Annotated in this window: 23 protein-coding genes; 17 read left to right on the top strand and 6 right to left on the bottom strand. The window is 44.9% G+C overall.

The features are described 5' to 3' along the window. Positions 1–17: 17 nt before the first annotated feature. On the bottom strand, positions 18–1373 hold the full coding sequence (locus tag QUB13_RS16695; protein ID WP_333382625.1) for an AAA-like domain-containing protein: 1356 nt from the start codon (positions 1371–1373) through the stop codon (positions 18–20). 280 nt (positions 1374–1653) lie between these two features. On the opposite strand from QUB13_RS16695, the gene QUB13_RS16700 reads away from it, so the two are divergent. Together QUB13_RS16700 and QUB13_RS16705 are read left to right on the top strand one after the other, a co-directional pair. After that, entirely contained in the window at positions 1654–2442 is a 789-nt protein-coding gene (locus tag QUB13_RS16700; RefSeq protein WP_333382627.1) for a calcium-binding protein, read from the top strand. Between the two features lie 70 nt (positions 2443–2512). After that, positions 2513–4315, top strand: coding sequence for a serine hydrolase (locus tag QUB13_RS16705; RefSeq protein ID WP_333382629.1), 1803 nt, complete (start codon positions 2513–2515; stop codon positions 4313–4315). 332 nt (positions 4316–4647) lie between these two features. On the opposite strand, the gene QUB13_RS16710 is transcribed toward QUB13_RS16705, so the two are convergent. After that, positions 4648–6429, bottom strand: coding sequence for an SWIM zinc finger family protein (locus tag QUB13_RS16710; RefSeq protein WP_333382631.1), 1782 nt, complete (start codon positions 6427–6429; stop codon positions 4648–4650). A gap of 235 nt (positions 6430–6664) precedes the next feature. Between QUB13_RS16710 and QUB13_RS16715 the strand changes: the two genes are divergently transcribed. From QUB13_RS16715 to QUB13_RS16740, 6 genes are all read left to right on the top strand, one after another. Next, positions 6665–6883 carry a hypothetical protein gene (locus QUB13_RS16715; RefSeq protein WP_333091778.1) on the top strand — a complete coding sequence of 73 codons (219 nt, stop codon included), beginning with the start codon at positions 6665–6667 and terminating at the stop codon, positions 6881–6883. Further along, positions 6820–9783 (top strand): excinuclease ABC subunit UvrA, encoded by a 2964-nt coding sequence (gene uvrA, locus QUB13_RS16720; RefSeq protein ID WP_333382633.1) that lies wholly within the window; start codon positions 6820–6822, stop codon positions 9781–9783. The genes QUB13_RS16715 and uvrA overlap by 64 nt, the downstream gene beginning before the upstream one ends. 722 nt (positions 9784–10505) lie before the next feature. Next, positions 10506–10631 (top strand): hypothetical protein, encoded by a 126-nt coding sequence (locus QUB13_RS16725; protein ID WP_333382635.1) that lies wholly within the window; start codon positions 10506–10508, stop codon positions 10629–10631. Continuing rightward, positions 10619–10939 carry a XisI protein gene (locus QUB13_RS16730; protein ID WP_333382637.1) on the top strand — a complete coding sequence of 107 codons (321 nt, stop codon included), beginning with the start codon at positions 10619–10621 and terminating at the stop codon, positions 10937–10939. Before QUB13_RS16725 ends, QUB13_RS16730 begins: the two co-directional genes overlap by 13 nt. A 115-nt stretch (positions 10940–11054) precedes the next feature. Then, positions 11055–11348 (top strand): type II toxin-antitoxin system HigB family toxin, encoded by a 294-nt coding sequence (locus QUB13_RS16735; RefSeq protein WP_333382639.1) that lies wholly within the window; start codon positions 11055–11057, stop codon positions 11346–11348. Positions 11349–11362: 14 nt separating this feature from the next. Then, positions 11363–11740, top strand: coding sequence for a helix-turn-helix domain-containing protein (locus QUB13_RS16740; RefSeq protein WP_333382641.1), 378 nt, complete (start codon positions 11363–11365; stop codon positions 11738–11740). Positions 11741–11832: 92 nt separating this feature from the next. Here QUB13_RS16740 and QUB13_RS16745 read toward each other — a convergent pair whose 3' ends face one another. Then, the gene (locus tag QUB13_RS16745) at positions 11833–12327 is read right to left on the bottom strand and encodes a GAF domain-containing protein (protein WP_333382643.1); all 495 of its coding nucleotides are present in this window, start codon (positions 12325–12327) and stop codon (positions 11833–11835) included. Positions 12328–12659: 332 nt separating this feature from the next. Here QUB13_RS16745 and QUB13_RS16750 point away from each other — a divergent pair, with 332 nt between their 5' ends. Beyond that, positions 12660–13532, top strand: coding sequence for an alpha/beta fold hydrolase (locus tag QUB13_RS16750; RefSeq protein ID WP_333382645.1), 873 nt, complete (start codon positions 12660–12662; stop codon positions 13530–13532). 198 nt (positions 13533–13730) lie between these two features. On the opposite strand, the gene QUB13_RS16755 is transcribed toward QUB13_RS16750, so the two are convergent. The 3 genes from QUB13_RS16755 to QUB13_RS16765 form a co-directional block, all read right to left on the bottom strand. Beyond that, the gene (locus QUB13_RS16755; protein WP_333382647.1) at positions 13731–14180 is read right to left on the bottom strand and encodes a pyridoxamine 5'-phosphate oxidase family protein; all 450 of its coding nucleotides are present in this window, start codon (positions 14178–14180) and stop codon (positions 13731–13733) included. Between the two features lie 407 nt (positions 14181–14587). Further along, positions 14588–14806 carry a chlorophyll a/b-binding protein gene (locus QUB13_RS16760; protein ID WP_194011728.1) on the bottom strand — a complete coding sequence of 73 codons (219 nt, stop codon included), beginning with the start codon at positions 14804–14806 and terminating at the stop codon, positions 14588–14590. Between the two features lie 107 nt (positions 14807–14913). Beyond that, positions 14914–15165, bottom strand: coding sequence for a hypothetical protein (locus QUB13_RS16765; protein WP_333382650.1), 252 nt, complete (start codon positions 15163–15165; stop codon positions 14914–14916). A 75-nt stretch (positions 15166–15240) separates the two neighbouring features. On the opposite strand from QUB13_RS16765, the gene QUB13_RS16770 reads away from it, so the two are divergent. The 8 genes from QUB13_RS16770 (at position 15241) to QUB13_RS16805 (ending at position 26317) form a co-directional block, all read left to right on the top strand. Continuing rightward, positions 15241–15807: a Crp/Fnr family transcriptional regulator gene (locus QUB13_RS16770; RefSeq protein ID WP_333382651.1), complete on the top strand. Its 567-nt coding sequence runs from the start codon at positions 15241–15243 to the stop codon at positions 15805–15807. 477 nt (positions 15808–16284) lie between these two features. Beyond that, positions 16285–16515 carry a hypothetical protein gene (locus tag QUB13_RS16775; RefSeq protein WP_333382653.1) on the top strand — a complete coding sequence of 77 codons (231 nt, stop codon included), beginning with the start codon at positions 16285–16287 and terminating at the stop codon, positions 16513–16515. Between the two features lie 116 nt (positions 16516–16631). Further along, entirely contained in the window at positions 16632–17276 is a 645-nt protein-coding gene (locus tag QUB13_RS16780) for a TVP38/TMEM64 family protein (protein WP_333382655.1), read from the top strand. A 1047-nt stretch (positions 17277–18323) separates the two neighbouring features. Next, positions 18324–19199 carry an ArnT family glycosyltransferase gene (locus QUB13_RS16785; protein WP_333382657.1) on the top strand — a complete coding sequence of 292 codons (876 nt, stop codon included), beginning with the start codon at positions 18324–18326 and terminating at the stop codon, positions 19197–19199. 84 nt (positions 19200–19283) lie between these two features. Further along, positions 19284–19556, top strand: coding sequence for a hypothetical protein (locus QUB13_RS16790; RefSeq protein ID WP_333382659.1), 273 nt, complete (start codon positions 19284–19286; stop codon positions 19554–19556). Positions 19557–19651: 95 nt separating this feature from the next. Then, positions 19652–19825 carry a hypothetical protein gene (locus QUB13_RS16795; RefSeq protein WP_333382661.1) on the top strand — a complete coding sequence of 58 codons (174 nt, stop codon included), beginning with the start codon at positions 19652–19654 and terminating at the stop codon, positions 19823–19825. A gap of 817 nt (positions 19826–20642) precedes the next feature. Beyond that, a complete protein-coding gene (locus QUB13_RS16800) occupies positions 20643–26123 on the top strand; it encodes a response regulator (protein WP_333382663.1) in 5481 nt (1826 codons plus the stop codon). Further along, positions 26123–26317 (top strand): hypothetical protein, encoded by a 195-nt coding sequence (locus QUB13_RS16805; protein WP_333382666.1) that lies wholly within the window; start codon positions 26123–26125, stop codon positions 26315–26317. The genes QUB13_RS16800 and QUB13_RS16805 overlap by 1 nt, the downstream gene beginning before the upstream one ends. The last annotated feature ends 20 nt before the right edge of the window (positions 26318–26337 follow it).

Genomic DNA, 26337 nt, shown 5'->3' on the forward strand with positions numbered 1-26337 from the left:
AGGTGAGCGTGTTTTCTTTAACCTAAAACACGGCAGAAATACTCGCGGTACAAATTGCAGCGCGGCATCACATAATTGTTTTGCCGCCCCACAATTCCCATACTGTGCAACTTGTAAATTTGCATTGAATCTAATTCAACTGCTTCCGGGGAATTTACAACTTTTTTCAAAGCTAAAGCTAATTCGGGATTTTGTTGCAGAATCTCTAAATGCTTCCGCAAATGATTGCTGTAGATTCCCGATTCTGAGGCGGCATTTTCTAATAGCTGATTTAATGAAATTTTGCCACAACTAACCTCATACATTGCCAATCTTACTAAATAAGGATGTCCGCCGATCGCACTTATCAACTCTTGCAACTGTCCATCACCCCAATCCAAGCCGTGAACCCCAGCCAAATCGTGGATTTGCTGGCTGTCAAACTCCTGCAGTTCCACGGGCACTCCCGCATTAAACGGAGATTGATTCATATCCAAAGGAATATAAACCTCAGTAGAATGCGCCATTACCAACCGTAAATTTTTCCAGATATCAGAAATTTTGGCTTTTTCGTGCCAGCTTCGCAGCATCCCCAGAAAATCTTCAACTACTTCTGTGTAGGGAAATATGCGATCGACTTCATCCAATCCCAACACTAGAGGAGTTGCTATTTCTGCCAGCAAATACTCTTCAAAGTATACCGTACAGTTATCGTTGCTGCCTAAAATATCCGTATCCCAATACTCGTTTAACTTATTTTCTAACTTTAACTGCCGGCTTACCATCAAGCACATCCAACGCAAAAATTTATCAAGATTTGTTAAAATTCCTCGATCGGCGGCGCTCAAATCCAAATAAACTGCGTGATAATTTTCCCGGACAGCGCGAGCTAAAATCCGGTTCATCAGTGAAGTTTTACCCATCATCTCCGGGGCCTTAATCCGAATCAGAGAACCGGGTTTGACAACCGTTTCCTCGCAGAGAGAGTCGATGCTGGAACGCTCTATATAAAAAGGTGAATCTAAGGCTACTGAACCTTCGGGGAATTGCAAATTTGCCGCCGTCGGTAATGTTGGCGAGGGCGGATTTGCAGACAAAGATTGACTGGGTTCTGCTTCATAAGCTCTCCTCAGCGCTTCTTTGAAATTTTTCTTAGTAATTCTTTCTCCCAAAGCTTCAGAAAGCTTGTGCCACAATTTGTTACCGACATCTTTGTTGAGGTATTCAGGGCTGTAGCCGTAGGTTTTGGCGATTTCATCGTAACTTTTGCCTTCCCAAGAGCCTTGCAGGACTTTCGTTTCGAGGTCGCTGAGATATTTGCCGGTGTTTTGGGCAAAAATGCGATCGGCAGATTCTTTGGTTTTGCTCCAAGATAATTCTAATTCTGAGTTCATGGGCTCGCCCGTGAGTACGTATATACGTAAGTATGCAGACTATTGCCAGAGAAGAGTTGTTCCTCCATCGGGAAATTACCCTGACTTTTCCCTATTTTAACTGATTTAAGCTGAGTTTTTACGGTAAATCATTGTTGCCAGCCATTTTTTAGTTCTTTAAACACCTGATTTTATTCCCATTGTCGCTTGCTTGAGGAAAGGAGAAACTAGACACATCAAGCAAGTTAGTTGAGTCTTTCTCACCCTTGCACCAATTGAAAAGTAAACAGGAGTCACAAAAATGTCATCAGTTATCAACGGTACAGACTACGACGACAACAACACTGTCAACGGCGACGGTCAATTCCACAAATCCTTAGTTGGACAAAATTGGACAATCAACGACCAAGGTCAAATTCAGCTTTCAAATGATACAATTTACGGCAATAAAGGCGATGATATCTTGTCAGGTCTCGCGGGAGACGACCTCCTCGACGGCGGCTTCGGTAACGATGATTTAAATGGCGGTGCCGGCAATGATAAATTATACGGAGGCTTCGGCAACGACAAGTTAAATGGCGATGACGGCAACGATTATTTAATAGGCGACGCTGGCGAAGATATGCTGTATGGAGGTGCTGGGCAAGATATACTGTTCGGCGGACTTCACAACGATTATCTATTCGGAGGAAGCGGCAAAGATTATCTGCTTGGTGGCGACGGTAACGATTACCTTGATGGTGCTAATTTTTCGGGTGCTGGTAACGGTATCGGCGGTGGCAGCGAATCCGATTCTCTCGCCGGCGGCGCGGGTGCGGACACATTTGTACTCGGCAACGTTAATAATGTTTACTATCTCGGCACTGGCTATGCTACGATTACGGATTTTACGTTAGGTGTCGATAAAATCCAAATTAAAGGCAATCTAGCAGACGGCTATTCGCTCAAAACTGGCGATTGGAGCAACAACAATGTTCAAGATACTGGTATCTTCTACAATGACAATTTGATAGGCGTTGTGTTAGAGACAAATTTAATTAATACTAACCAGAATCAAGTATTCTTGTCCGCGCCTCCCATCCCTCAATAGTTTTACTTGTGGTTGCCAAAGGGCGGGCAACTGAGTACCGCCCTACATTTTTAAACAGGAGTTTTTTATCATGAAAATTGCGGGCAACCAAGGAAAATTTAATCGACTTTTTTACACAACTTTGACCTTAATTTCAGCTATCCTCTTAGGAAGCTTCGGAAAGATTTTTGAGTCGAACAACAACACAGCTTTAGCAGAAGAAAGCATCCCCGTTAGCGGTAGCGGCGACGCGCAACTACAGCCGATTTTGCAATCCCTGACAGAGTTCATGCGCTACCGCTGCGTCGGTGCGGCTGTCCTCGGTGTTTCTGTCAAAGGTAAGCCCGTGGGTGTTTGGGGCTTGGGGCGCATGAAAGACCGATCGACCTTGAACGCAAATCCGGCTTGCGGCGACGATATGCAGACTCCTCTGAGCGCGATCGTACCAGCAGATACCCCCATGCGTATGGGCAGCATCAGCAAGCCTGTTACCTTTGCAATGGTGCGCTGGGCGCTGAAACAGACGGCGCGCGATCGGGCGGGCTTAGAACTGACTGACGAGCAAATCGAAGGAATGAAATTGTTCGATCCCCAGCATTATCCGCCCCTAATTCCCGGTTTGAACAAGCAATATCCAGTCGCGATTATCCCTGAAAAATTGCACGCCGTATTTTCGGGGAAAGTAAAATTTCCCGTAGCAATTAAAGACCGTAATTGTAGCAATCTCAACTCAGGATTTGCCGACAAACAGTGGCAAAACGTCACCCTCGGACACCTGCTCTCGCACCGCTCGGGACTTCAGCGCAGCGCCCCCAGATACGGTCAAGATGTAACTGCAAATTTGCCAGTGCTTCGGAATTTGAAAACAGCAGCAGATTTTCAATCGCAAGAACAGCTACTTATCAATGAATGGGGAAATAAATCTGTCAGTTCAGCTAAAAACCAACTCAGTATTCCCCCTAACGCAGGCTATTTTTTGCCAAGTCCTAATTTAGAAGAAACTATGCTGGTTTTGGCTGGGCGATGCCTTCAGTATCCCCTCGGTCAATATCATTATTCCAATACCAGTCCGGCATTTCCTACGATTATTATGCAGCAGTTGGTAGCCTCCGGCAGATATGCTGCTAAAACGGGTAAACCAGAAACTCATCAAGGCTCTGCTTTGGAGCTTTTTTTCAAAACAGAGTTGGGAATTCCTACTGCGGCTAACAAGGGAATTTTTATGACCCAAGAAGTAGAAAATTTTAGCAGTCGCGAACCGGAAAAGCGCCACTGGAACGGAAAGAATTACTACGGTAAGGGATGGGATTTGAAGCGGCCGCACTGCATTTGGAAGGGTAACTTTTGCGATTTTTCTAGCTGGATAAATACCAAGCCGGGGAGGATAAATTGGTCTTGGAATTTAAGCCAGGTTCTTTTTTCCCGCAGAAACACAGATTTGAGTCCCGGCACCGGTTCGCTAGCTGCAGAAGCTGGAGTTTTTCTCAAATTTATGTCACAATATTGGGTTGGTGGTTATGAGAATAACCCGCGCATCGGCGAAAAGCGAAATAATGTTTGGAATCGATATACTGCTCACAATGGAGCGCTTGATGGTACTCATGCTTGGGCTATTCAGTTAGGAGGAAAGAATAATCCGAAGGAGTGGAAATTGCCGCCTGTGGACGATGGAGGTCACATCCTTGATGATTTTGCTAATTTGAAGATGTATGCGGGTGTGTTGCCGGATGGAGTTGATATTTTTGTGGCGGTGAATCAAAGGGCGGACAAGAAATGTGTAGAGGCTAAGGGTTACAATTGCGGGGATGCTTACGGACTTTTGGATAATTTTATTTTGTACGGTGCTTCTCGGGTAAATTGGAATAGGGTTGCACCGAGTGCTGTTGTCAAATAATTTTGATAAATCATATCAATTCCGGTTGCACTTATATATGAATGTTGAATGTTGAATGTTGAATGTTGACTGTTGACTGTTGACTGTTGACTGTTGACTCAATTTTATTATTCCGATGCAACCGGAAACGATATCATATCGTGTCCGAGCGATTGACCGCAATAAAATTAGTTCGTCGTGCAGACTTAATTCCGCACTACGAACTGTTTTTGTTATAGAAATCGCTCGGACATAATATCAACGGCAGAAGCGAGGCATATCGACACAGAGAAGCGCCGATAATTTCACAAAACTCTGCAATTTTTGCCAGAAATTTAGGGTAAAATTAAGACTCAATTTAAATATGAGTTTCTGAACAAACCCATGAATTTCCGCTTCCGATTGTGTACTTCCATCAGTTGAGCGCGATAAGCAGACCACTCAACTTTTTGCCCAGCTTGTATATAGGCAGCACGGGCTTTTTCTAGCCACTTAATCGCACTATCGTACTCGGCTGATTTCATTGCATTTAGAATCGATTCAGCGCGCTGACAAGCATTGGCGATTACCCAATCTGGGCGATGGGGAATTGCTGCCATCATCACTCGATGAACCAGTTCTGAACTGTAAGATGTTTCTACAACGGCGATCGCCTCTTCAATCATTTTTTCATGCAGAAAAATATCAACCTTTGCTTCGGTAGAACTGTAGTTTTGAATGGTTCTTACAATTGCCAATAAATCTGCTCTCAAAATTGACCAATTATCTCCTGACAACTCCTGCAATGAAAAATAATCCTTCAAGGAAGGTTGAATTTCAAAGAGTTTAATTTTAGCATTAAACGCAGATTCTTTTTCGCCCAATTCATCGGCTAATTCACTCATACAAATTGCCAGTTTGTAGGTAGAATTTCCTGGTAAATTTAACCCAGCTTGACAAATCTTTAGAGCTTCTTCTGAGTATCCGTCTTCTTGTAAAATTTGAACTAGAGCAAAAGCTTCTTCGACTGATGTCATCTCGGTTGCCGCAGCTTTCACAGCTTCTTCTATTCTCCCCAAACGAGCTAACATGGTCAGATATTGTTGAATACAGCCTTCTGCTTTGGCTAGGTATAAGTATTCTTTGTCGCGGTTCTGGCGATCGAGAATTTGTAAGCGAGTCAAGGTTAATTCACGAGCATAATCTGGTGCGTCAACATCCCAGATTCCCGATCCAGTAAGGTTTCCTTCCAATATCTGCTGGAGTGGCGGGTAGTCCCAACCTTGGCGTAAAGCTTCCAAACTCATGCTGAAATCACAATCCCATTCATCATTCCAACCTTCTAACATCACCTGGAAATCTATTTCTTCTTCAGCAGTTAGTTCAGCGGTCAAAATGGCTGTTGTCCAAGCTTCATCCAAAGCATTAGTGATTTCATAACTTTCAAAACCATATTCTTCTACGTCATCCCAATCATCAACGCAGCCTGCGGTAATGGCTTCTAAAATTACTAAAGCGTTTTTACCATCTCCTTGTTCGCTGAATTCCTGGGCTTGCTGAATCAATTCTAAAATTTCTTCTGTAATCGGGTCTTCTTCATCATAACCATATTCATACTCGGAATAATTCTCAGCTTGTCGGAAAATGTCTCGTACTTGTCGCCGAAAAGGAGCAGGATCGATCGCACTTTGGCGATGTATTTTCGTCAATTGGCTTGTCGGCGCAGACACAGCGTTAGAATTAACGTATAGTTCGATCGCATTGATCAGCGACGGTTCGTTGTCCGCTAAATGCTCTACTAACTCATAGATTTGGGCATCGTTGAGCCGAGAAAGCAAGTCTTCCAGCCTCTCGCCATGTTCAATTTTTTCGGGTTCTCGCAGACACAAAAACAGCGTCGCGATAATGTGTTTGCACCATCCATCGCCATCGTAAGGACAAGTGCAGAATACTCCAGATGTTAATCCCGCAGGATTGAACGGCAGGCTAACGCTGTAGGCTTGAGATTGAGAACCGTATACTGTTGCTTGCACCATATTGCCACGGAGGACTGCGTTAGTAACAGTTCCACCTAAATAGTAATCTTCGGCTCGGTTGAGCGATCGCTCAGAACTGTTATTTTTGATGATTGTTTCACTAAGTTTGGGAATAGGCATGACACTAAGCCTCAGTAATTAAAATATTAGACTCGATTTTACCCGAAAAATGTCGGTTTGTAGTGAGGACTAAAGTCCTCGGATTTAACTAGGACTCGCATTCCAAACGCTCAAACCATGCTGGGAATTGAAGTGGATTTGAAGCATCAAATTTTGAAGGTTTTGCCCGACGGGCCGACGGAAACTTATTTAAAGATTCTTTGATGTTAATCTCAATGCAGGGGAAGTAAACATTATGCAGTCTACTGTGCAAACAGCAGCGGGCGTTAAAACTGAACCCTCAACTGTCAACTGTCAACTATTTGACGATTCTTTGATATTCTTGAGTTTGGATGCTATCTATTCCAAAGGCAGCGCTAAGATGGTTAAGCACTGTTTTGCACTACTCTCATGTCCCAACGCGCCGAAACCTCACCCAGTCAGTCAAGTGCATCCCACAACGGACATCATGTGACGACTTTGAACTCCAACAGCCAAAATACGATTCAGATTCGGGGTGCGAGACAGCACAACCTGAAGAATATCGATTTGGAACTGCCGCGCGATCGACTGATCGTGTTTACTGGTGTCTCCGGTTCCGGTAAGTCTTCCCTGGCTTTCGATACAATTTTTGCAGAGGGACAGCGCCGCTACGTTGAGTCTCTCAGCGCCTACGCGCGCCAGTTTTTGGGACAGTTGGACAAACCGGATGTGGACGCGATCGAGGGGTTGAGTCCGGCTATTTCGATCGACCAAAAGTCAACTTCTCACAACCCGCGATCGACTGTCGGCACTGTTACAGAAATTTACGATTATCTCAGATTGCTCTACGGCAGAGCTGGCGAACCGCACTGTCCGATTTGCGATCGCTGCATTGCGCCGCAGACAATTGATGAAATGTGCGATCGAGTCATGGCACTTCCCGATGGCACTCGCTTTCACCTTCTGGCGCCGGTGGTGCGCGGAAAAAAAGGCACTCACCGCAAATTACTGTCTAGTTTAGCTTCCGAAGGATTTATTCGAGTCAAAGTTAACGGAGAAATTTTAGAACTGTCAGAAAATATCGAATTAGATAAAAATCATACGCACAACATCGAGATAGTTGTTGACAGGTTAGTTAAAAAAGCCGGTTTAGAAGAACGTTTAGTTGATTCTCTAACAACTTGTCTGCGACATTCTGAGGGAATTGCGATCGTTGAAGAGTTACCGACTGATGAAAATTCCGAACCCAACGGGCCGATCGTATTTTCCGAAAACTTTGCTTGTCCCGAACACGGCGCGGTGATGGAAGAACTTTCGCCCCGATTGTTTTCGTTTAATTCGCCCTACGGCGCGTGCCAAAACTGCCACGGTTTGGGGAATTTGCGGACTTTTGCGCCGGAGTTGGTCATTCCTGACGAGAAAGCACCTGTTTATTGCGCGATCGCCCCTTGGTCAGACAAAGACAATTCCTATTATCTCTCTTTGTTGTGCAGTGTTGCTGATGCTTGCGGCTTTGATATCGACACTCCTTGGTTCCGATTGAAGCCACAACACCAACAGGTGATTTTGTATGGAAACGAGTTTAAACAAACCGCAGAAGGTAAAAAGCGAGACACCAGCGTCAATGATTTGCGGAGAGATTTTAAAGGTGTAATTTCCATGTTGCAGCGCCAGTACGACGATACTGGTTCTGATTTAATTAAGCAGAAACTGGAACAGTATCGAGTCGATCGCCCTTGCGAGGTTTGTCGCGGCAAACGCTTGAAAGCAGAGGCGCTGGCGGTGCGGCTGGGACAGTACCGCATTGTCGATTTGACCAGTATTTCGATTCGCGACTGTCGAGAGAGAGTCGAGAATTTGGGATTGAGCGATCGGCAATTTCAAATATCCGACTTAGCCCTGAGAGAAATCAAAGCAAGACTACAATTTTTGCTCGATGTCGGATTAGATTATCTGACATTAGACCGTCCAGCAATGACGCTTTCCGGCGGCGAAGCCCAGCGAATTCGCCTCGCCACTCAAATCGGTTCCGGCTTGACCGGTGTCCTCTACGTTTTGGACGAACCCAGCATCGGACTGCACCAAAGAGACAACTTTAAACTGCTGCAAACCTTAACAAAGTTGCGGGATTTAGGCAATACTTTGATTGTAGTAGAACACGATGAAGAAACCATGCGATCGGCCGACCACATTGTCGATATCGGCCCAGGCGCAGGCGTTCACGGCGGCAAAATTATCTCGCAGGGAAGTTTAGAAAACTTGTTGGCTGCCGAGGAATCTTTAACCGGTGCTTATTTGTCGGGAAAACGAGTAATTGAAACTCCCAATGAAAGGAGAAAAGGCAACGGTAAAGCTCTCTCAATCAAAAATGCGACACGCAACAATTTAAAAAATATTGATGTGGAAATTCCGCTGGGTAAACTCGTCTGCGTGACAGGCGTTTCCGGTTCTGGAAAATCCACCTTAATCAATGAATTGCTGTACCCGTCGCTGCAACACTATCTTACCAAAAAAGTTCCTTTACCGCCCGATATGGAAGCTCTCAAAACGAAGGGCGAACGGTCTCTGCAGGATGTGGTTGATAAGGTAATTGTCATCGATCAATCTCCCATCGGCCGCACTCCGCGTTCCAATCCCGCTACTTACACCGGAGTTTTTGATGTGATTCGGGATTTGTTTGCCGAAAGCATTGAAGCAAAGGCAAGAGGTTACAAAGCTGGGCAGTTTTCTTTTAACGTGAAAGGAGGAAGGTGCGAAGCTTGCGGCGGCCAAGGAGTGAACGTGATTTCGATGAATTTTCTGCCCGATGTTTACGTGCAGTGCGAGGTTTGTAAAGGTGCGCGCTACAACCGGGAAACGCTGCAAGTTAAGTATAAAGGCAAGTCAATTTCTGATGTTTTAAACATGACAGTAGAGGAAGCCTGGGAAATGTTTAAAAATATTCCCAGGGCTGGTGTCAGATTGCAAACTTTGGTGGATGTGGGTTTGGGTTACATTCAGTTGGGACAGCCTGCACCGACTCTTTCTGGGGGCGAAGCGCAGCGGGTGAAATTGGCTACGGAACTGTCGCGCCGCGCGACTGGGAAGACGCTTTATTTGATTGATGAACCGACGACTGGTTTGTCGTTTTATGATGTTCACCATTTGTTAAATGTGCTGCAAAGGTTGGTGGATAAGGGGAATTCTATTTTGGTAATCGAACACAATTTGGATGTGATTCGGTGCTGCGATTGGGCGATCGATTTGGGGCCAGAAGGGGGAGATAAGGGCGGCGAGATTATTGTGGCGGGGACGCCGGAGGATGTGGCAGAAAATCCGAGGTCTTATACTGGAAAGTATTTGCAAGCTGTTTTGCAGCAGCATCCTTTGGGGAGTGCTGTAGCTGTTAGTTAACTAGCAGGAATTACGCAATTCTCATAATTAGTAAGGTGCGTCAGATATTTAAACCTTCAATAATCGTTTAAGAAACTCATCTGACGCACCCTACAATTAAAATACTATTACAAGTTAGTCTGCTTAGTCGTCAGAGAGTTCTGCTCTGCAATCCGATCGGCTTTGGGACAGAGGTATACTGGTACAAATTAGCCAAACTTCATCAAGGAAAACAATGGGTCAACTATATAACTTTGTATGTCCTGGTTGTGGGTACATAGCAAAAATGGTTTCTGGTGGTCTGGGCTTTGGAATGATCACTGTTGTTAGAACAATGACCTGTGAAGATTGTAAAGCAGTAGTTGACGTTGTGATTGATCGCGATGGCAAAGATGGCCCGACTGGCGATCCTAACTATCATTATCCGAGTATTTGTCGTCAATGTCGGGGATCGCGGTTCTATCCCTGGCCTAGTACACATCCTTGCCCAAAGTGTGATGCCAAGATGATTAAGAATGAAAGACCGACGCTGTGCTGGGATTAGTATTTTGTAGGGTGCGCAATGCGCACCGGCTAATCTTGTAGGGTGCGTCAAAAAGTATTAAAAAGCAAACCAGTACGTATTTCAATGGGTATCAAAGTCAACCGGTGCGCAGTGCACACCCTACAAACTACGATATTTCAAGCATTTTCGGCACTAAAAACCAAACTCAGCACACACGCCAGACAGGGCTAATCTGGCAGTGCCCATCGATACCTACCAAATGTTTCTCAGATTTGAACCCGCAAAAACTGTCATCGAACGTTATGAAATTCGACTAATTATTTACAATCCAACTCGTGAGGCGATCGACCAATGGATAGACTAAACGAATACCGCAAAATTGTTTGTGACTTTCTCGAAGATTTTTCTAAAAATGACGCAAATGCTCAGCTAATATTCGATTTCGCCCGCGATCGATACCTCGTCATGCACAACGAATGGCGCGACGAATATCGCATCTATGGGTGTGCCATGCAGCTTGATATCATCGAAAATCAAATCTGGATTCAACACAACAGTACCGAAATCTACATCGATCGAGAACTGATTCAACGTGGCGTGTCTCCTCAAGATATCATTCTTGGGTTTCGCTCCCCCAGCATCCGAAAACTCCTTGCCGCCAACTATTCCTAGAGACAAAAATTCTGTGATAAAATGATGAGATAGCACGTTATTCTTTGCCCCATGAGAATGGCAGAACCGATATTTCAATTGTCTCGTGTTTCGGGAGTTCCAGTCACAAAGTTCTATGCGTATTTTGTCCCGCAGCACCTTGCGAAACTTCTGGGAAACTCATCCAGATGCCTCAGAAGCACTAAAAACTTGGTACTACGAAGCGTCTCACGCCGATTGGCAGAGTCCAGTCGATGTTAAGTCCGCTCATCGTAATGCCAGCATCATTGCCAACAATCGTGTTGTGTTCAACATCAAAGGCAATTCCTATCGGCTGATTGTCTCAATCCGTTATGACATGGGCATTATTTTTATCCGCTTTATTGGCACTCATGCCGAGTATGACAAGGTAGATGCAGAAACGATTTAAACACAAATTGATATATGGAAATACGTCCAATTAGAACCCAAACTGACTATCAGGAAGCCCTTCGAGAGGTTGAGTTGCTGTTTAATGCAGCTCCTAATACACCTGAGTCCGATCGCCTAGATGTGCTCAGTACCCTAGTAGAAGCTTACGAGAAGGCACACTTTCCGATCGCAATACCCGATCCCATTGCAGCCATTCAATACTACATGGAGGCTCGCGGATGGTCTGGTAGCGATTTGGAACAATGTATTGGCAGTCGAGTTAAAGTTTCTGAGATATTATCTCGCAAACGATCCTTGACTCTGGAAATGATTCGCAAGCTGAATCAAGAGTTAGGAATTCCCGCTGAGATCCTCATCCAGCCCTATGAGTCGCTACAAACCTCCGCCTAACAATAGAACACCATATTTTGGGACAGTTGGTAATTTTCCATTGCACAGACAATGCACCTGAATAGTCACAAAGCAGGATTTTGGATGAAAGATTAACTATCTTGAATTGTGGGAGACATTGCTATATTTTCTGCTTGTTTCTGCATAAATTCAATGTCCGATCGCAACCAAGTGCGGGGCCCGCTGCATTGATGAGCAACTAACAGCCCCCACAGCCCTTTTTTCGTTAAAATTGGCACGACTAAATTAGCGCGAACCTTCATGCTACGCAGAAAATCTCGGTGACATTCGTTGATTGGTTCTGTTTCAATATCTGCAATTTCTCTAACTCTGCCGCCTTCGTACAATGCTGCGTATTCGTCGTTAAAACATTCGTCTGGCCCGGTTGAGCCTAAGATTGAGAATTCGATCGCACTTAACGTCTCGCAAGTCACTTGACCCTGCCACTGCCTGTAAAAATAATACAGCACCGCGCGATCGCTCTGCAAAACTTCTCGAATGTCGTACAGGCATTTTTCAACTAATACGTCGCGCTTGAGCTGATCTGTCAAGCGGTTAACAATGTGTTGCAGGCGATCGCCAGACATGGTATAAACTCCTTCAATTTCTAGTGTACTCGCAAACTATGAATTATTTAACTTGCATCTTCAAAAATTGTCAACTCTTTGAGGTTCTGGATTCTCGCCCGCTCGAAAATAAGTTATTTTTGGCTTGACAGTTGTCGAAACGGAAGTAACATTATACTAATATTTTGACTGAAATTGCAATCCTTTCGGGAAACGGGCTGGACACCTGTCCCACACAGGAATCACCAAATCACGAAGGGCGATCGGTCATTTTGAATTGTTGAATTCTTTAATCTGAAATCTCAACTTATTTAACTGCTAAAATCTATCTCTAGCTAGAGGAACTATCAAATATGCCTGTGCTGAAAGAATCTTGGAAACACGAATTTATTGCGACAAATAGCATCAAGCTTCATTGTGTCACTCAAGGTTCCGGGCCGCTGATGCTGATGCTGCACGGATTTCCCGAATTTTGGTATTCTTGGCGCCATCAAATCCCGGAATTTGCATCAGATTATCAAGTTGTCGCTGTGGATCTTAGAGGTTACAATGACAGCGACAAACCGAAGGATAAATCTGCCTACGTGATGGCAGAGTTTGTGCAAGATGTCAAGGGAATTATTCAGGGTTTGGGATACAAAAGTTGCGTTTTAGTCGGTCACGACTGGGGAGGCGCGATCGCCTGGAATTTTGCCTATGCTTATCCAGAGATGGTCGATAAATTAATTGTGATGAATTTACCGCATCCGGCCAAGTTTGCGGAAGGGCTGCGAACTCCCCAACAATTGCGAAAAAGTTGGTACGTTTTTTTGTTTCAGTTGCCGGTTTTGCCGGAGTTCTTAATTCGGTTGGGTGACTATCGGGCGATCGCCCTTGCTTTTGAAGGCATGGCAGTTGACAAAAGCAGCTTTACCCCCTCTGACATCCAAGCTTACAAAGATGCGGCGGCTAAACCGGGCGCTCTGACTGCTACTATCAATTATTACCGCAACATTGCTAGCGGATTTCTCGATCGCCAGAATTGGGATGTGCTGCAAGTTCCGACGCTGATGATTTGGGGAGAAAATGATAGCGCCCTCGGCAAAGAATTAACTTACGGGACTGAAGATTACGTGCGGGATTTTCAGATTCAGTACATTCCCAATTGCAGCCACTGGGTGCAGCAGGAACAGCCGCAGTTAGTGAATCGGTACATGAGAGAGTTTTTGGCAAGCAAAGCTGTTTGAGAAAATATTTTGCACTATTTTCCGCTGGCGCAGGGTTTTCCCCCAGGAGGACTTTTTAGTAATTTCAGTCTTGGACGCACTCCGACACTCAGAAACCGAGTTTTTTAGCAAAATTGAAGGTCTTAATTAAGTATTTTCGTAAAAAACCCGGTTTCAAGTGAGACCTATTTTCTCTACTCAACCCAGATGTCTCCAAGCTTACCGACTGCTGATTCCCTGCGTCGTGCGCCCGCTCATTTCGCTGGGGTAAATGCGGTAGATTGCTATTACCTCCGCACGCCCCCAAGAGTCCATCCAAGTGCGATTGATGGCGGGTGAAAGTGTGGGGTTGTGTTCTTTGACCAATTCCATCGCGCGATCGATGTCTGGCTGCTGGGTGAGGCGTTCTGCTCGCCCGTTGACGACAACGCTGCGCCAGTGTTCCGAATCGCGGACTTCTTCAACTTGCAAGCAGACTTCTGGATTTCCGTCCATATACTTAGTTTTCATCCCGACAGTTGTGAAAATGTATATGTCGGAATCTTGGAGATAATAGTGCATTGGGACAACGTATGGATGCCCTTCAAACACACAGCCGAGATGTCCGTGTCCTACTTTCTGCAAAAGCTCTTGTATTTCTTTTGAGCTCATTTCATCAATATCTAACATTTTATGCTCCTTATAAGACTTAGGTACTCTAGAGAAATCCCTCGATGTTTAAAATTGCTTCACGAGTTGGGCTGCTGGTCTAATTTATTGCGTTATTGATGCGCCTGTTTTTTTTTGTATAAAAATTATATAAGTATGGAAATTGTAAGCTTAATTATTCACAATTATCATCTACCTTTAGACCGAGATTGTTTGTCTAAAAATTTGTATGGCTCTGATTAGTTTTAATCTTATGTGCGATCGCGTGATCGCACATAAGATTTATTTTAATTAGCCCCAAGCGGCGACACCAAACATATTTGAAACAAAAAAAATCGTTTGCAGTTAGGACTTCAGTCGTTACTACAAACATTTTTTATTATGAGCTATTGAACGGAGATTATATTAAATCTATCTAACGGATCGTCCTAGCCTAAAGCATCTTTGAGCAAGCTAAGAAAGCCTTGTCCTGTCAAAACTTCGATCGCCAGCAGCGAAACAAAGCCAATCATTGCAAAACGTCCGTTAACTTTCTCGGCATATTTGGTAAATCCGGTGCTGACGTTAGTGTCTACATACATCTTAGGCTCGATCGCGAAGTTGTTCATGAGGCCTTGGTCATCAACCATTAAGTTGCGTGAAGTCATTTGTTTTTCCTTTGTTGCTTTATGTAAATAAATGTAACAGATTGTTAACAGGTCTTAATGTGACAAGAAACATATAAATATGTGACTAATATCACATATTTATATGTTTAAGTAAGTAATAAAAATTGGCTCATTACCAGGCTCTGCCTGGTAATGCAGATGCTTTGGCTCTGCCTCTCTTTATCTGTGTGTCCCCGAACAGCAAATGTGCCGATCGACCTTTCCCGCATCGCCGCCGAATTCCCCCAAATCAAAATCCTGACGCACTCGCAAGGGCGAGAAACCGGGTTTCTGGTCAGGGTATGGCGCAGAAAGCCTAGGTTTTTGTCGAGAAACCCGGTTTCTTTGATTTTTGGCATCAGCTACCCAAATAGTTGACAAATATTGTCAATTAATTTAAGCTGCAAATACTATTCAAAGTAACGGCTAATCCCATGACTCTTTCCACCTACACTCCAGGCTTGTACGCTAGTTTAAGACACCAGACTTTCACCCACCGTCAGTTAGTGCCGGTGCCGTCTCAAGGCTTGTTGCGAATAGAACGGGGAGCTGTCCGAACCGTGACTTGGAGCGAGCAGGGGACAGCAATCACGCTGGGATATTGGGGAGTTGGAGACGCGATCGGTCAGCCGCTCTGTGGCGTGCAACCTTATCAAATTGAGTGCAAGACTCATCTAGAAATTAGCTACATTCCGACCAATTTGTACGATCGCTCCTTAGATGAAATTTTTGCCCACCTTCAGCAAACTCAAGAATTTTTCTGCATACTTCGCACCGAATCTCTGCGGGATAGATTGCTGCAACTATTGGTTTGGTTGGGAAAAAAATTTGGTCGGGAAGTCGCACAAGGGCTGTTAATTGATTTGAGATTGACTCACCAAGAGATTTCCGAAGCCTTGGGGATTACGCGGATCACGGTGACGCGGCTGATGGCGAGGCTGGAAGAAGAGGGATTGATCGATCGCTCCCGCCCTCAATACATTGTTTTAATTTCCCGTTAACTTCGCATTTTTGACATTTTTGAAAGCAATTATAGATTGATCTGAAAATCAGATTTCCCCGTTTACTATCAGTGGACTTGCGCCATAAGAAGAGGGTTTGAATCCCTTCTCTGACTAATAGCCAAAATCGGTTTTAACCAACCCAGTTTCTGGTTGTTTTAGTTTGTTTTAACCCAATGCTCCCTCGCCGTTTGTTTGAAGCGAAGGCGGGCTAGTCGGCAAACTAAAAATGAAAGTGTCGGTAATGACAAGCTAAAAAAAAGGGAGAAACCAGAATCGGCTCGAAGTCCCCCGACCATCCGGGAAAGTAGGCGGTATGCGAGGGAAATCCTCGACCGACAGTTTTAACAATCGCGTATTAATTCAAGTTTTATTCTACTTATTTGTTTTTTCTGTATTTGATGCAATTAATAACAAGAAATAAATTAATTTCACAAAATCTGCGATAATTTTTGTAATAATGGGCGATGAATCAATATGGATGAGATGGAAGGATTGCGACAGCGAGAACTTTGCGATCGCTTAATGCTTGATTATCGAGAGATGGCTGCGACAGCAAAACAGCTAGGGCTGAGCACCCATGCTTACATTCAGCAAAAAACAGGATGGATTTTGTTTGAGGAACTTTACTATCCGCCAGAAACAATAGTTGTAACTGAGGATTTGTGCTGCATTCCGTTAATCTTGTATTCTAAATCAAAACGATGAAGGGAATTATTTATAACCTTTTTCAAAAATGTGAGTAGTCAGTCAATTTTAGATTTTAGATTGGAGGGATTGAGAGATTTAGGAATGGTAATTTTATTAAAGTTGGAGTCTCAACCATGAAAAACCGTTGGATTAAATGGCTTCAGTTTAGCCTGACGGCTTTGCTGGTTGTGGGTGCGATCGTCCTAATCAACCACTACGGGATCGAGCAAATTAGAGCTAACATCAGTCAGTTTGGAATTTGGGCACCGTTGGTGGTGATGTTGCTGCGAATGGTAAGCATTGTGATTCCTGCCCTACCGGGTACCGGTTATTCGCTGCTAGCAGGTGCATTGTTTGGGTTTACCCAGGGTTTAATCGCGATCGCCATTGCTGATGCGATCGCCTGTACCATTAATTTCTACATTGCCAAACGCTACGGACGCCACCTCGTGCAAAAAATTGTCGGGGAAAAATTCATGGATAAAGTAGATTCTATTAATCAGAATTACCTAGAAAGTAATATCTTTTTAGTGACGGCTTTACTGATGACTGGGCTGTTTGACTTTGTTTGCTACGGTGTCGGATTAACTCAAATGAAATGGCGGAGATTTATCACTACTCTGACGCTGAGTATTGTTGTGGCCAAACCTCCATTAGTAGCTCTGGGAGCAGGCGTTCTCGAAGGCGGTAAGTTGTTGCTAGGATTTGCATTGTTAGGAATGTTTTTACTAGCATTGGTGACAGGTTGGTTGAATCGCAAACACAGTTTACCGTCTTGATTGGTAGAATTTTATTGGAGACATTGCACGATTTAAGATCCTGTCCGCTGGATTACCATCACAAAAAAGGATCGCGCGTGCAGACTGCAGTCCTCTCTTGGATTACGGACTCGCATTCCGCACACGCGATCCAATTTTATTGTTATCAATCCAAGAGCGGACAGGATTTAAGAAAATTTTAAACCGCAGATGCACGCAGATAGAGGCAGATATTTTTTAGATATTTGCTTCTGTCTCAACTAATTTAATTTGTCGGCAATGCCTTCAACAAATAAGCCCGAGTTCCTGTTAAAGTCGCGCCCTTGGCATTTTGGTACGTGTGATTTCCGTAGTTAGCCCCATTTTTATTTTGCCACTACTTTGCTTTAATTCATCTAGTCGAAGCAGATTGTACAGCCTATTGCTACTTAAAATTAACTAAATTGGCTGAGGTAATTATTTTTTTATGTGATGTATCTCTGAAAGTACCTAAGAATAAAGCTTTCAATACTAAGTTCAGTTATTTACCGTACTCGTTAATAAGAAATTTTTCAATAAATATGCTTAAAAATTGTTTAAAAAAACTAGCCAGTTGACAGTTGGGGATTATAATCATTGTCGCAATTAGCTCTTGATTATTTTATCAATAGAAGCCATGAAGTTTAAGTCCCTCAAGTCTGTGAATCCGGGTTGAGTTTTCGTTTGTTTGGCGGTAAGTTCGATCGCTGTTACTGTCACTGTTAGTTCTGATTTGTAACAAATGCCCCTGCGATCGCTCCTACAACCCGAAAGTACGCGCGTGCGAAGCTATCCCGTAGGGAATCGCCCAAACCCCGACTGGCGAGTCAGAAGATGCGATCGTCCGCTGGAACTCTCTCACATTAGATACACTTCGTGAAAAAAAACATCAATTCTCGAAAAAAATAAAAGCTGAAACGATATAATTTTTGACATTCCCAACCTAAAAAATTGAGAGCCAATCAAATCTTCGCAGTCTGTTCTTATGACACCAGATATCTCCGAAGCCCAGCAGCAAAGAAATCACCGCATAATTATCTTAGTGCTGATTTGTCTGACGCTTCTAGGATTAGCATTCCGGCTTTATTTTGCGTGGCACACCAACCAACTCTCCCCGATACCATCGCCCGTCTCAGAGGCGACGAACCGGGCTATGAGCGTTTGGCATACGAGTTGCTGAACGGTCATTTTTTTGAGAGACCAGGCCGGACACCAGTTTATCCATTTTTTATAGCTGGATGTTATACAATTTTTGGTCGTTCTCCCGCATCTGTAGTCTACGTACAAGCTTTTTTGGGGGCAACAATCATACCCCTAACTTTTATCCTGGCACGGCGTTTTACTGGCCCTCAAAGTTCTTTAGTCGCGGCTGGATTAATAGCGCTGAATCCTGCCCTGATTCTTCATGTAAGGCTGCTGCAAACGGAGATTTTATACACGCCTTTAATGCTTTTAACAGTGCTGGGCTTGCTACGGGCATTGGAACAGCCGCAGTGGCAAAAATTTTCATTAGCAGGTGCGCTGTTGGCAATTACAAATCTTTGCCGACCGACAGCGATGTTGTTTCCATTAATTGTGCCACTATTGATGCCGCGTCAATGGTCTTTAAAGCGCAAAATTGCTTGTTTTGTTGCTTATTTGGGCGCAATTATTATCATTACTACACCTTGGATTTACCACAATTATCGAACTCACAAGACTTTTTTGATTTACAGCGTTTCTACGGCACTGCTGTGGCAAGGAAGTCCAGAGTTTTATCATTTTGCCTACGAACAACTGCCAAAACGCCATATCGTTCAGATTTGGGAGGAAGAACTCAATCCGGCTCGGAATGGGGGACACAATGCTTTTACGATTGAGGGCGATCGCTATTTTACCAAACGGGCGATCGCTTCAATACTCCGCGAGCCGGCTGTCTATCTCTAGTATTGTTTGCAAAAGGCAGTTTTTTTATGGTTTGGAAACCCTATAAGTGACTGGCCTTATCACACTTTGTTTAAGATTAAGGCAATGCGGACATTGTTTTCGCCACAACGGATTATCGGCATTTTAGCGTCGCGAAATTTGCCTGTATTTGCTATTTTGGGCATGATAGTTTTGCGGCATCGCTGGCGGGAGTTTTTGCCGATATTGGCAGTCTGTGGCTATTTTACTTTGATCCATGCCCTCACTTTTGCAGAAGTTCGCCACAGCGAGCCGCTGCACCCGATTTTGGCGGTCGTAATTGCTACGGCGGCGGGGGAACTTCAGCGTCGGTTGAAGTCATTAGTCATTAGTCATTAGTCATTAGTCATTAGTCATTAATTGTTAGTTGTTAGTCATTAGTGCTGTCCCCGCTCGCTTTGTTCAAACGTCCAACGTCCAACGTCAGCATTCAAGTGTTATCAAAAACCACAATTATAAGTTTAGTTATAGGCATTTTAATCGCCCCGATCTTTGAGTTGTCCAGCCCGATCGCAATTTTTGCTCAAAACGCCGTCGCAATTAAAATATCCGGTACTGCTGCAGGGTGCGATCGCTACATCGGTGCAGTAGACGGTAATTTAAAATAAAAAATTCTAATAATTGAGAATTTATAGCAAATATTAATATTTGCTATAATAACAGAGTCAGTGATTATCGCAATTATTTGTTTTATAGCAGTTCGAGCCCAAAATGAGGGATTGACCGATCGCTCCCTCAATCCCTCAATCCCTCAATCCCTCAATCCCTCATTTTCCCCATGCCCTAATTCCCTAATCTAAAATCTATAGCAGTCCGAGCCCAAAATGAGGTATTGATCGATCGAGTTCTCAATCCCCCAATCTAAAATCTCAAACTTGTACAGCGAAGCCGAAGTATCTAAAATCTCAACTCCTCACCTTTTTGAGAAAGGCTATATATTCAAAGCTCCCCCTTTCCCGTTCTCTCCCTCTGGCTTCTCCCACCCCCTAATTGCACAGTTTATATACCTACTAATTGGCAATCTTGTAACAAGCCTGCGGCCGCTGGTAAATTGGTAGTGTATAAGTATCTTGCCTCAAACAGAATCTGAGCGAGAATTCCGTTGAGGGCGAGAAAGTAGGGTGCAGTCTAGACAATCGCAGAAATTCTTGCTCGTCAACCCGCAGTAGTTAGGCTGGGCGAGGAATTGCCGGCCAGTTAAAAGTCCGCCCTGTGGCAGATAGCATTGGTTCTGACTTGTCATTACCCGCCAATTGTCAGGATTTGGCACAGAATTAATTTTAAATGCCAAGATGCTGGAAGTAGGGGTGAATTTTATGATACAGAAAGTTTGACCGTGCTTGGAAAGCTCGCGGGTAAAGCCTCTCAATCAAGCTGCTGCCCGCGATCGGGTTTTTCTAACAAATATCACTCTTATGCCCGCTGATGTTTATTCCTTCTCTCAGTCAGGTCATCAACCGCAATCCCCTTACCGTCACCCCTCAGACGCCCGTAGAAAAGGCGATCGAGCTGATGAGCAGCACAGGAGCCAGTTACGTCCTCGTGGTAGAGCCGCGCGAGCATTCTCAACTGGAAAATCTCAGCAATGGGAATTCCCCACGATTGCGGGAACAGTCGGGTTTCTACAACGGCTTACCGCGTGCGGTAAAGGCCTTCGGCAACGGGCTGCATCAGGGCGGCGCAAAAGCTCCCTATGGGAGCGGGCAGACGGTGCTGGGGATTTTTACGGCGCGAGATGTGGTACAGCTAAATTCGATCGGCGCTGCTTTGAGGGGATTTGCGATCGAGCAAATCATGATCAGAACCGTGACTGTAGCCAGAGAATCGGAAATTACCGACTTTTTTGCCTTAGTAAATCTGCTGGAAAAATATCAGATTGGTCATTTACCCGTCGTCAGCGACGCTGAAGAACTTGTCGGTTTAATTAGCTCTCAAAGCTTGGTAGAACTGTTGCAAGAACTGGGGAAATCGCCACAAAAAGCAAGCAGCGATCCGCCACCCGTGACCTTCGCTTTCCCACCGCCGCTGCCAAGTTCACAACCGAAATTAGAGCTGCCGGCGAGTTTAATTAAACTTTATCAAATTCCTCAAATCGCAGCAGGACGAATTATTCACGCTCCTGCTAGTTCTTCAGTTCGCTATCTGGCGCAACTGATGTTCCGACACAATGTTAGCTATGTATTAATTACTGAAACCCCAGAACCAAACTCGACTGGTGCTACAAATTCCAAATTTACAAATCCCAACCTGCACAAACTCGTTGGGGTGGTAAGTTCGCGAGACATCGTGCAGTTGCAGGCGTTGGGAAGAGACTCGAACAAAATTAAAGCGGGAGCGATTTGTAACAGCTCGCCGCCGCTGGTACGATCGCAATCTACCCTAGAAGCAGCCGTCGCCCTGCTACAAAAATACTACTACCAGTTACCATTATTAGTCATTAACGAAAGCAATCACCCGATCGGGATTGTCAATCCTAAAACTATCCTTTTACAAGCGCTAGATTCAAAATCTCTGCATTCTAGCTTGATCGCTTTGCAGCGACAGCTAGAATCTAGCAACGCGCAATACAAAAAACTCGCCGCCCAAATACAGCTTCCGGCAGCAAATCGCTACCAGGAAGTTGAAATTGCAGAAAATAGTTTCCGGCAGCCCCAAAATCTCCCCGCTACTGTCAACAATCAGGGGATTTGGGATTGGAATCTCGAAACAGATGAGTTTTTTTATTCCGTGCGGTGGCAAGAAATGCTCGGCTACAAAGCAGGGGAAATCTCGAATCGCCGATCGGAATGGTGGAGTCGCATCCACCGAGATGACATTAACGGAGTAAAGGCAGCCTTAGAAGAACACTTCGCACAAAAGACAGCGGATTTTGCAGCAGAATATCGGATGTACTGCAAAGACGGCAGCACTGTCTGGGTGCTGAACCGGGGTCAAGTTTTGCGGAGCGCTGCAGGCAAACCGCTGCGCTTGGTCGGAACTCATACAGATATTACTCCAAACAAGCAGTTAGAACTCAAAGGCGCAGATCCCGATCGATTCCAAGTCTTTGATTCTTTGAAAGCAACAGTAATTTTTCAGATGGATGCGGCGGGAGTTTGGACGTTTCTCAACCGCGCTTGGACTGAAATTACTGGTTTTTCGGTTTCCGAAAGTTTGCACACTAATTTTTTAGATTGGGTTCATCCAGATGAACGCCCGCAGTGTGAAAATTTATTGGAGTCTTTGCTGTCTGGAAAATCGGAATTTTGTCGGAGAGAACTGCGATTTAAGTACAATTCGGACTCGGTGACAAATGAATTAGATATTCATCCTGAATCTGGCTTTATTTCGGTAGAAATATTTGCTCAAGTCCGGCTGAATTCCCAGGGTGAAATAGCGGGAATTTTAGGAACTTTGCACGATGTCTGCAGCCGCGTCGAAGGCGTTGAGGAATTGCGGGAAAGCCAGCGAGCAATTCGATCGCTCTACGAGGTAATGGTGAGCTCGTCAGGCTCCTTTGAGGAACGTACTGCTCAGTTGCTGGCAATGGGTTGCAGTCAGTTTGGGATGGATATCGGGCTGTTGGGCAGGGTTTTGGGCGATCGCTACGAAGTCATCGCCGCCTATGTACCGTCAAATTTCCCCTTCGGATTTGCCAAAGGAGATGGTTTTGCTTTGAGTAGAACTTTTGAACGAGAGGTTTTGCGATCGAACGAACCTATTTCTATCGAATCCGCCGGCACTACTCAGTGGAAGAACCACCCCGCTTACGCCGTCCGCAGGTTGGAGGCATTTGTCGGCACGCAGGTAATAGTGGAAGGGCGAATTTTTGGCACTTTGAGCTTTACTTCGAGCTCTGCTAAACCACCTTTAAAACCGCTAAATTTTGAAATGTTAAAATTGATGGGCAATTATATCGGCGCGGAAATTGCCCGCGAAGAACGCGAGCACACTTTGCAGCGTCAGTACCAGTGCGTTTTACTCTTCAAACAAATCACTCAAAAAGTGCGATCGACCTTAGATACTCAAGAAATTTTTCAGACTACCGCCACCCAAATCGGGCGCGTATTCGGTGTCAATCGCTGTACAATTCACACCTACCTTTCCCAACCTTATCCGCACCTTCCTTGCGTCGCAGAATACCTCGAACCAGGTCACGCATCAGCTTTAGATTTAGAACTTTCTGTCACTTACAACCCCTACACAGAAAAACTGCTCGCTGAAGATATAGCCCTAGCATCTCCCGATGTGTTTGCCGATCCTTTGCTCGAATCTTCCGTGCCGATGTGCCGCCGCATCGGCTTAAAATCTATGTTGGCGGTTCGCACTTCCTATCAAGGCGAACCGAATGGCATTATTACTTTGCACCAGTGCGATGCAACTCGCCAGTGGACTCCCGACGAAATTGAACTGTTAGAAGATGTTGCCGCTCAAGTCGGAATTACCTTAGCCCAAGCCCAACTTTTAGAAAAGGAAGTTCACCGACAGCAACAGTTAGTAGAGCAAAATGAAGCTTTGGAGCAAGCGCGACAAGCGGCCGAAGTTGCTAACAGAGCTAAGAGCGAGTTTTTAGCTACGATGAGTCACGAAATCCGCACTCCGATGAATGCGGTCATCGGGATGACCGGTTTGCTGCTGGATATGGAACTAACTACAGAACAGCGGGATTTTGTAGAGACAATTCGCACCAGCGGCGATGCTTTGCTGACTATTATTAACGATATTCTCGACTTTTCCAAGATTGAATCGGGTAAAATGGATTTGGAACGCAGCCCCTTTGACCTGCAAAACTGCATAGAAGAATCTCTGGAATTGCTGGCTCCGAGAGCGTCAGAAAAAGGTTTAGAGCTGGCTTACTTTATTGATGATTCTGTTCCCAAAAACATTTTAGGAGATGTCACGCGGCTGCGCCAAATCTTGGTAAATCTGCTAGGAAATGCAGTCAAATTTACAGAATCTGGAGAAATTGTCGTTTCTTGTACCGCTCGGCAAATCGAGCCTGTAGCTGCTAAAGTTTTGCCGGAAATAACCAATATTTTAGCTCTGAAACCGCTAGCAACTAAGGAGGAAAAGTTGCCAAGTAACAGACAGTACGAGATTCAATTTGCTGTCCAAGATACGGGCATTGGCATTCCACCAGACCGGATCGATCGCCTGTTTAAAGCTTTTTCGCAGGTGGATGCTTCCACAACTAGACAGTACGGCGGAACTGGTCTGGGATTGGCTATCAGCCAGCGTTTGAGCGATATGATGGGTGGTAAAATGTGGGTTGTCAGTCAGGTTTGTCCGGCAAGTTCTAAGTCTCAACCGGCAGTTTCGGCGATCGGACAAAGTACCGCAGGAATTCCGCCGGATGGATTTTCTCCGCCCTCGGTATCGGGTTCCGGTTCAATTTTTTATTTCACGGTGACTGCAGAAGCTAATGAAAGTCGAGAATCCAAAAAACTACCGGAATTTGCGGTGGGTAAGCATTTGTTGATTGTCGAAAATCATGCCATTAACCGGCAAGTTTTGATCCGGCAAGCTGAGGCTTGGGGAATGATACCGGTAGCTGCAAGTTCGGGTGCTGAGGCTGTGAAAATCATCCAAGAAAACTCGACGCTCGATTTGGCTATTTTGGCGATGAATCTACCAGATATGGATGGCGTGGCTTTGGCTGTGAAGATTCGTTCATTGGAATTGAGCAATTTGTCTGGCGGCGAGGGGCTAAATCCGAATGTCATTGTTACAAGCCCTCGCAAAGTTCCGCTACCTTTGGTGCTGTTTACTTATTTGAGCAAGGCGGAAGTCTGGAAAAAGCTTGAAACTACAGAAGTACATTTTTCGGCTTTTTTAACTAAGCCTCTAAAACAGTCGCAGTTTTATAATGTGTTGCTGCAAGTTTTTGGATATGTTGCCGGCAGAAGCGGTAGGGGAGAAGTTTCAAATGTGGCGACTTTGACTTCGGGATTGAAGTATTTTGAAAATTCTCAAGAACAGCACCGCGTGCAGCGGACACCTGCGGTTTTGAGGCAGGTGGCTAGCAATTCTGTCGCACAGGATGGAGCTAATTCTACTCAGATTCGGATTTTGCTGGCGGAGGATAATGTGGTGAATCAAAAAGTAGCTACGCATTTGCTCGACAGGATAGGATATCGGGCAGATATTGCGGCTAATGGGTTGGAGGTTTTGGAGGCTTGCAAGCGGCAATCTTACGATGTTGTGCTGATGGATGTGCAGATGCCGGAGATGGACGGGTTGGAAGCGACGCGCCGCCTTTGTCAGGATTGGCCTGCTAATCGGAAGCCGAGAATTATTGCGATGACGGCTAATGCGATGCAGGGCGATCGCGAAAAGTGTCTGGAAGCGGGTATGGACGATTATATTACTAAGCCGGTGCGCCGGGAAGAGTTGGCGATCGCCCTGGGCAAATGCCAACCACTGCAGCGGGATGAATTGGATGCCGTTGCTGAACTAAAAAATCCACAGATTACTGAGCAAGTTGACAGTGTGGCTGCTGGACACTCGATCGTTCAACCTGCAACAAATTCGCCGATCGATTTTCATGTTTTGCAAAGTCTCCGCGAGTTAGACGATGATGAAGACCCGGATTTTTTGGGGGAGTTGATTAAGATATATTTGTTAGATGCACCGCAGCAGTTAGAAACAATTAAAGAGGCTATTTTTCTCGGCGATGCTGATAGTTTGAAGCTGGCTTCTCACACGCTGAAGTCGAGCAGCGCTAATTTAGGAGCGGTGTCTTTTTCGGAAGTTTGCAAGGAGTTGGAGTATATGGGCCGCATGGCGGTTGAGTCGGGAGGGGAACAGGTTTTTGATGCGAGGACGGCGCGCGATCGGCTTTTGGAAGCCGAAACGGAGTGGGAAAAGGTACGGATGGCGTTTGAGACTGAATTAAAAACGGGGAAATTGCGATCGCAAATAGGGTAATGGGCAATTGGGAATTGGGAATTGGGAATTGGGAATTGGTTGTTGGTTATTGGTTGTTGGTTATTGGTTATTGGTTATTAGCTGTAGGGTGCGTCGCAACTATTAAATTTCCCAGAAAAAACCACAATCTAATAGCGACGCACCTGACAAATAGGATTCGTGAAAACCCTCCGCTGCACCTCGCCCAATACTAATAATTGTTGCAAGATTTTTT

The sequence above is a fragment of the Microcoleus sp. B4-D4 genome (assembly GCF_036705185.1).
In the GTDB taxonomy this organism is placed as follows: domain Bacteria; phylum Cyanobacteriota; class Cyanobacteriia; order Cyanobacteriales; family Microcoleaceae; genus Microcoleus.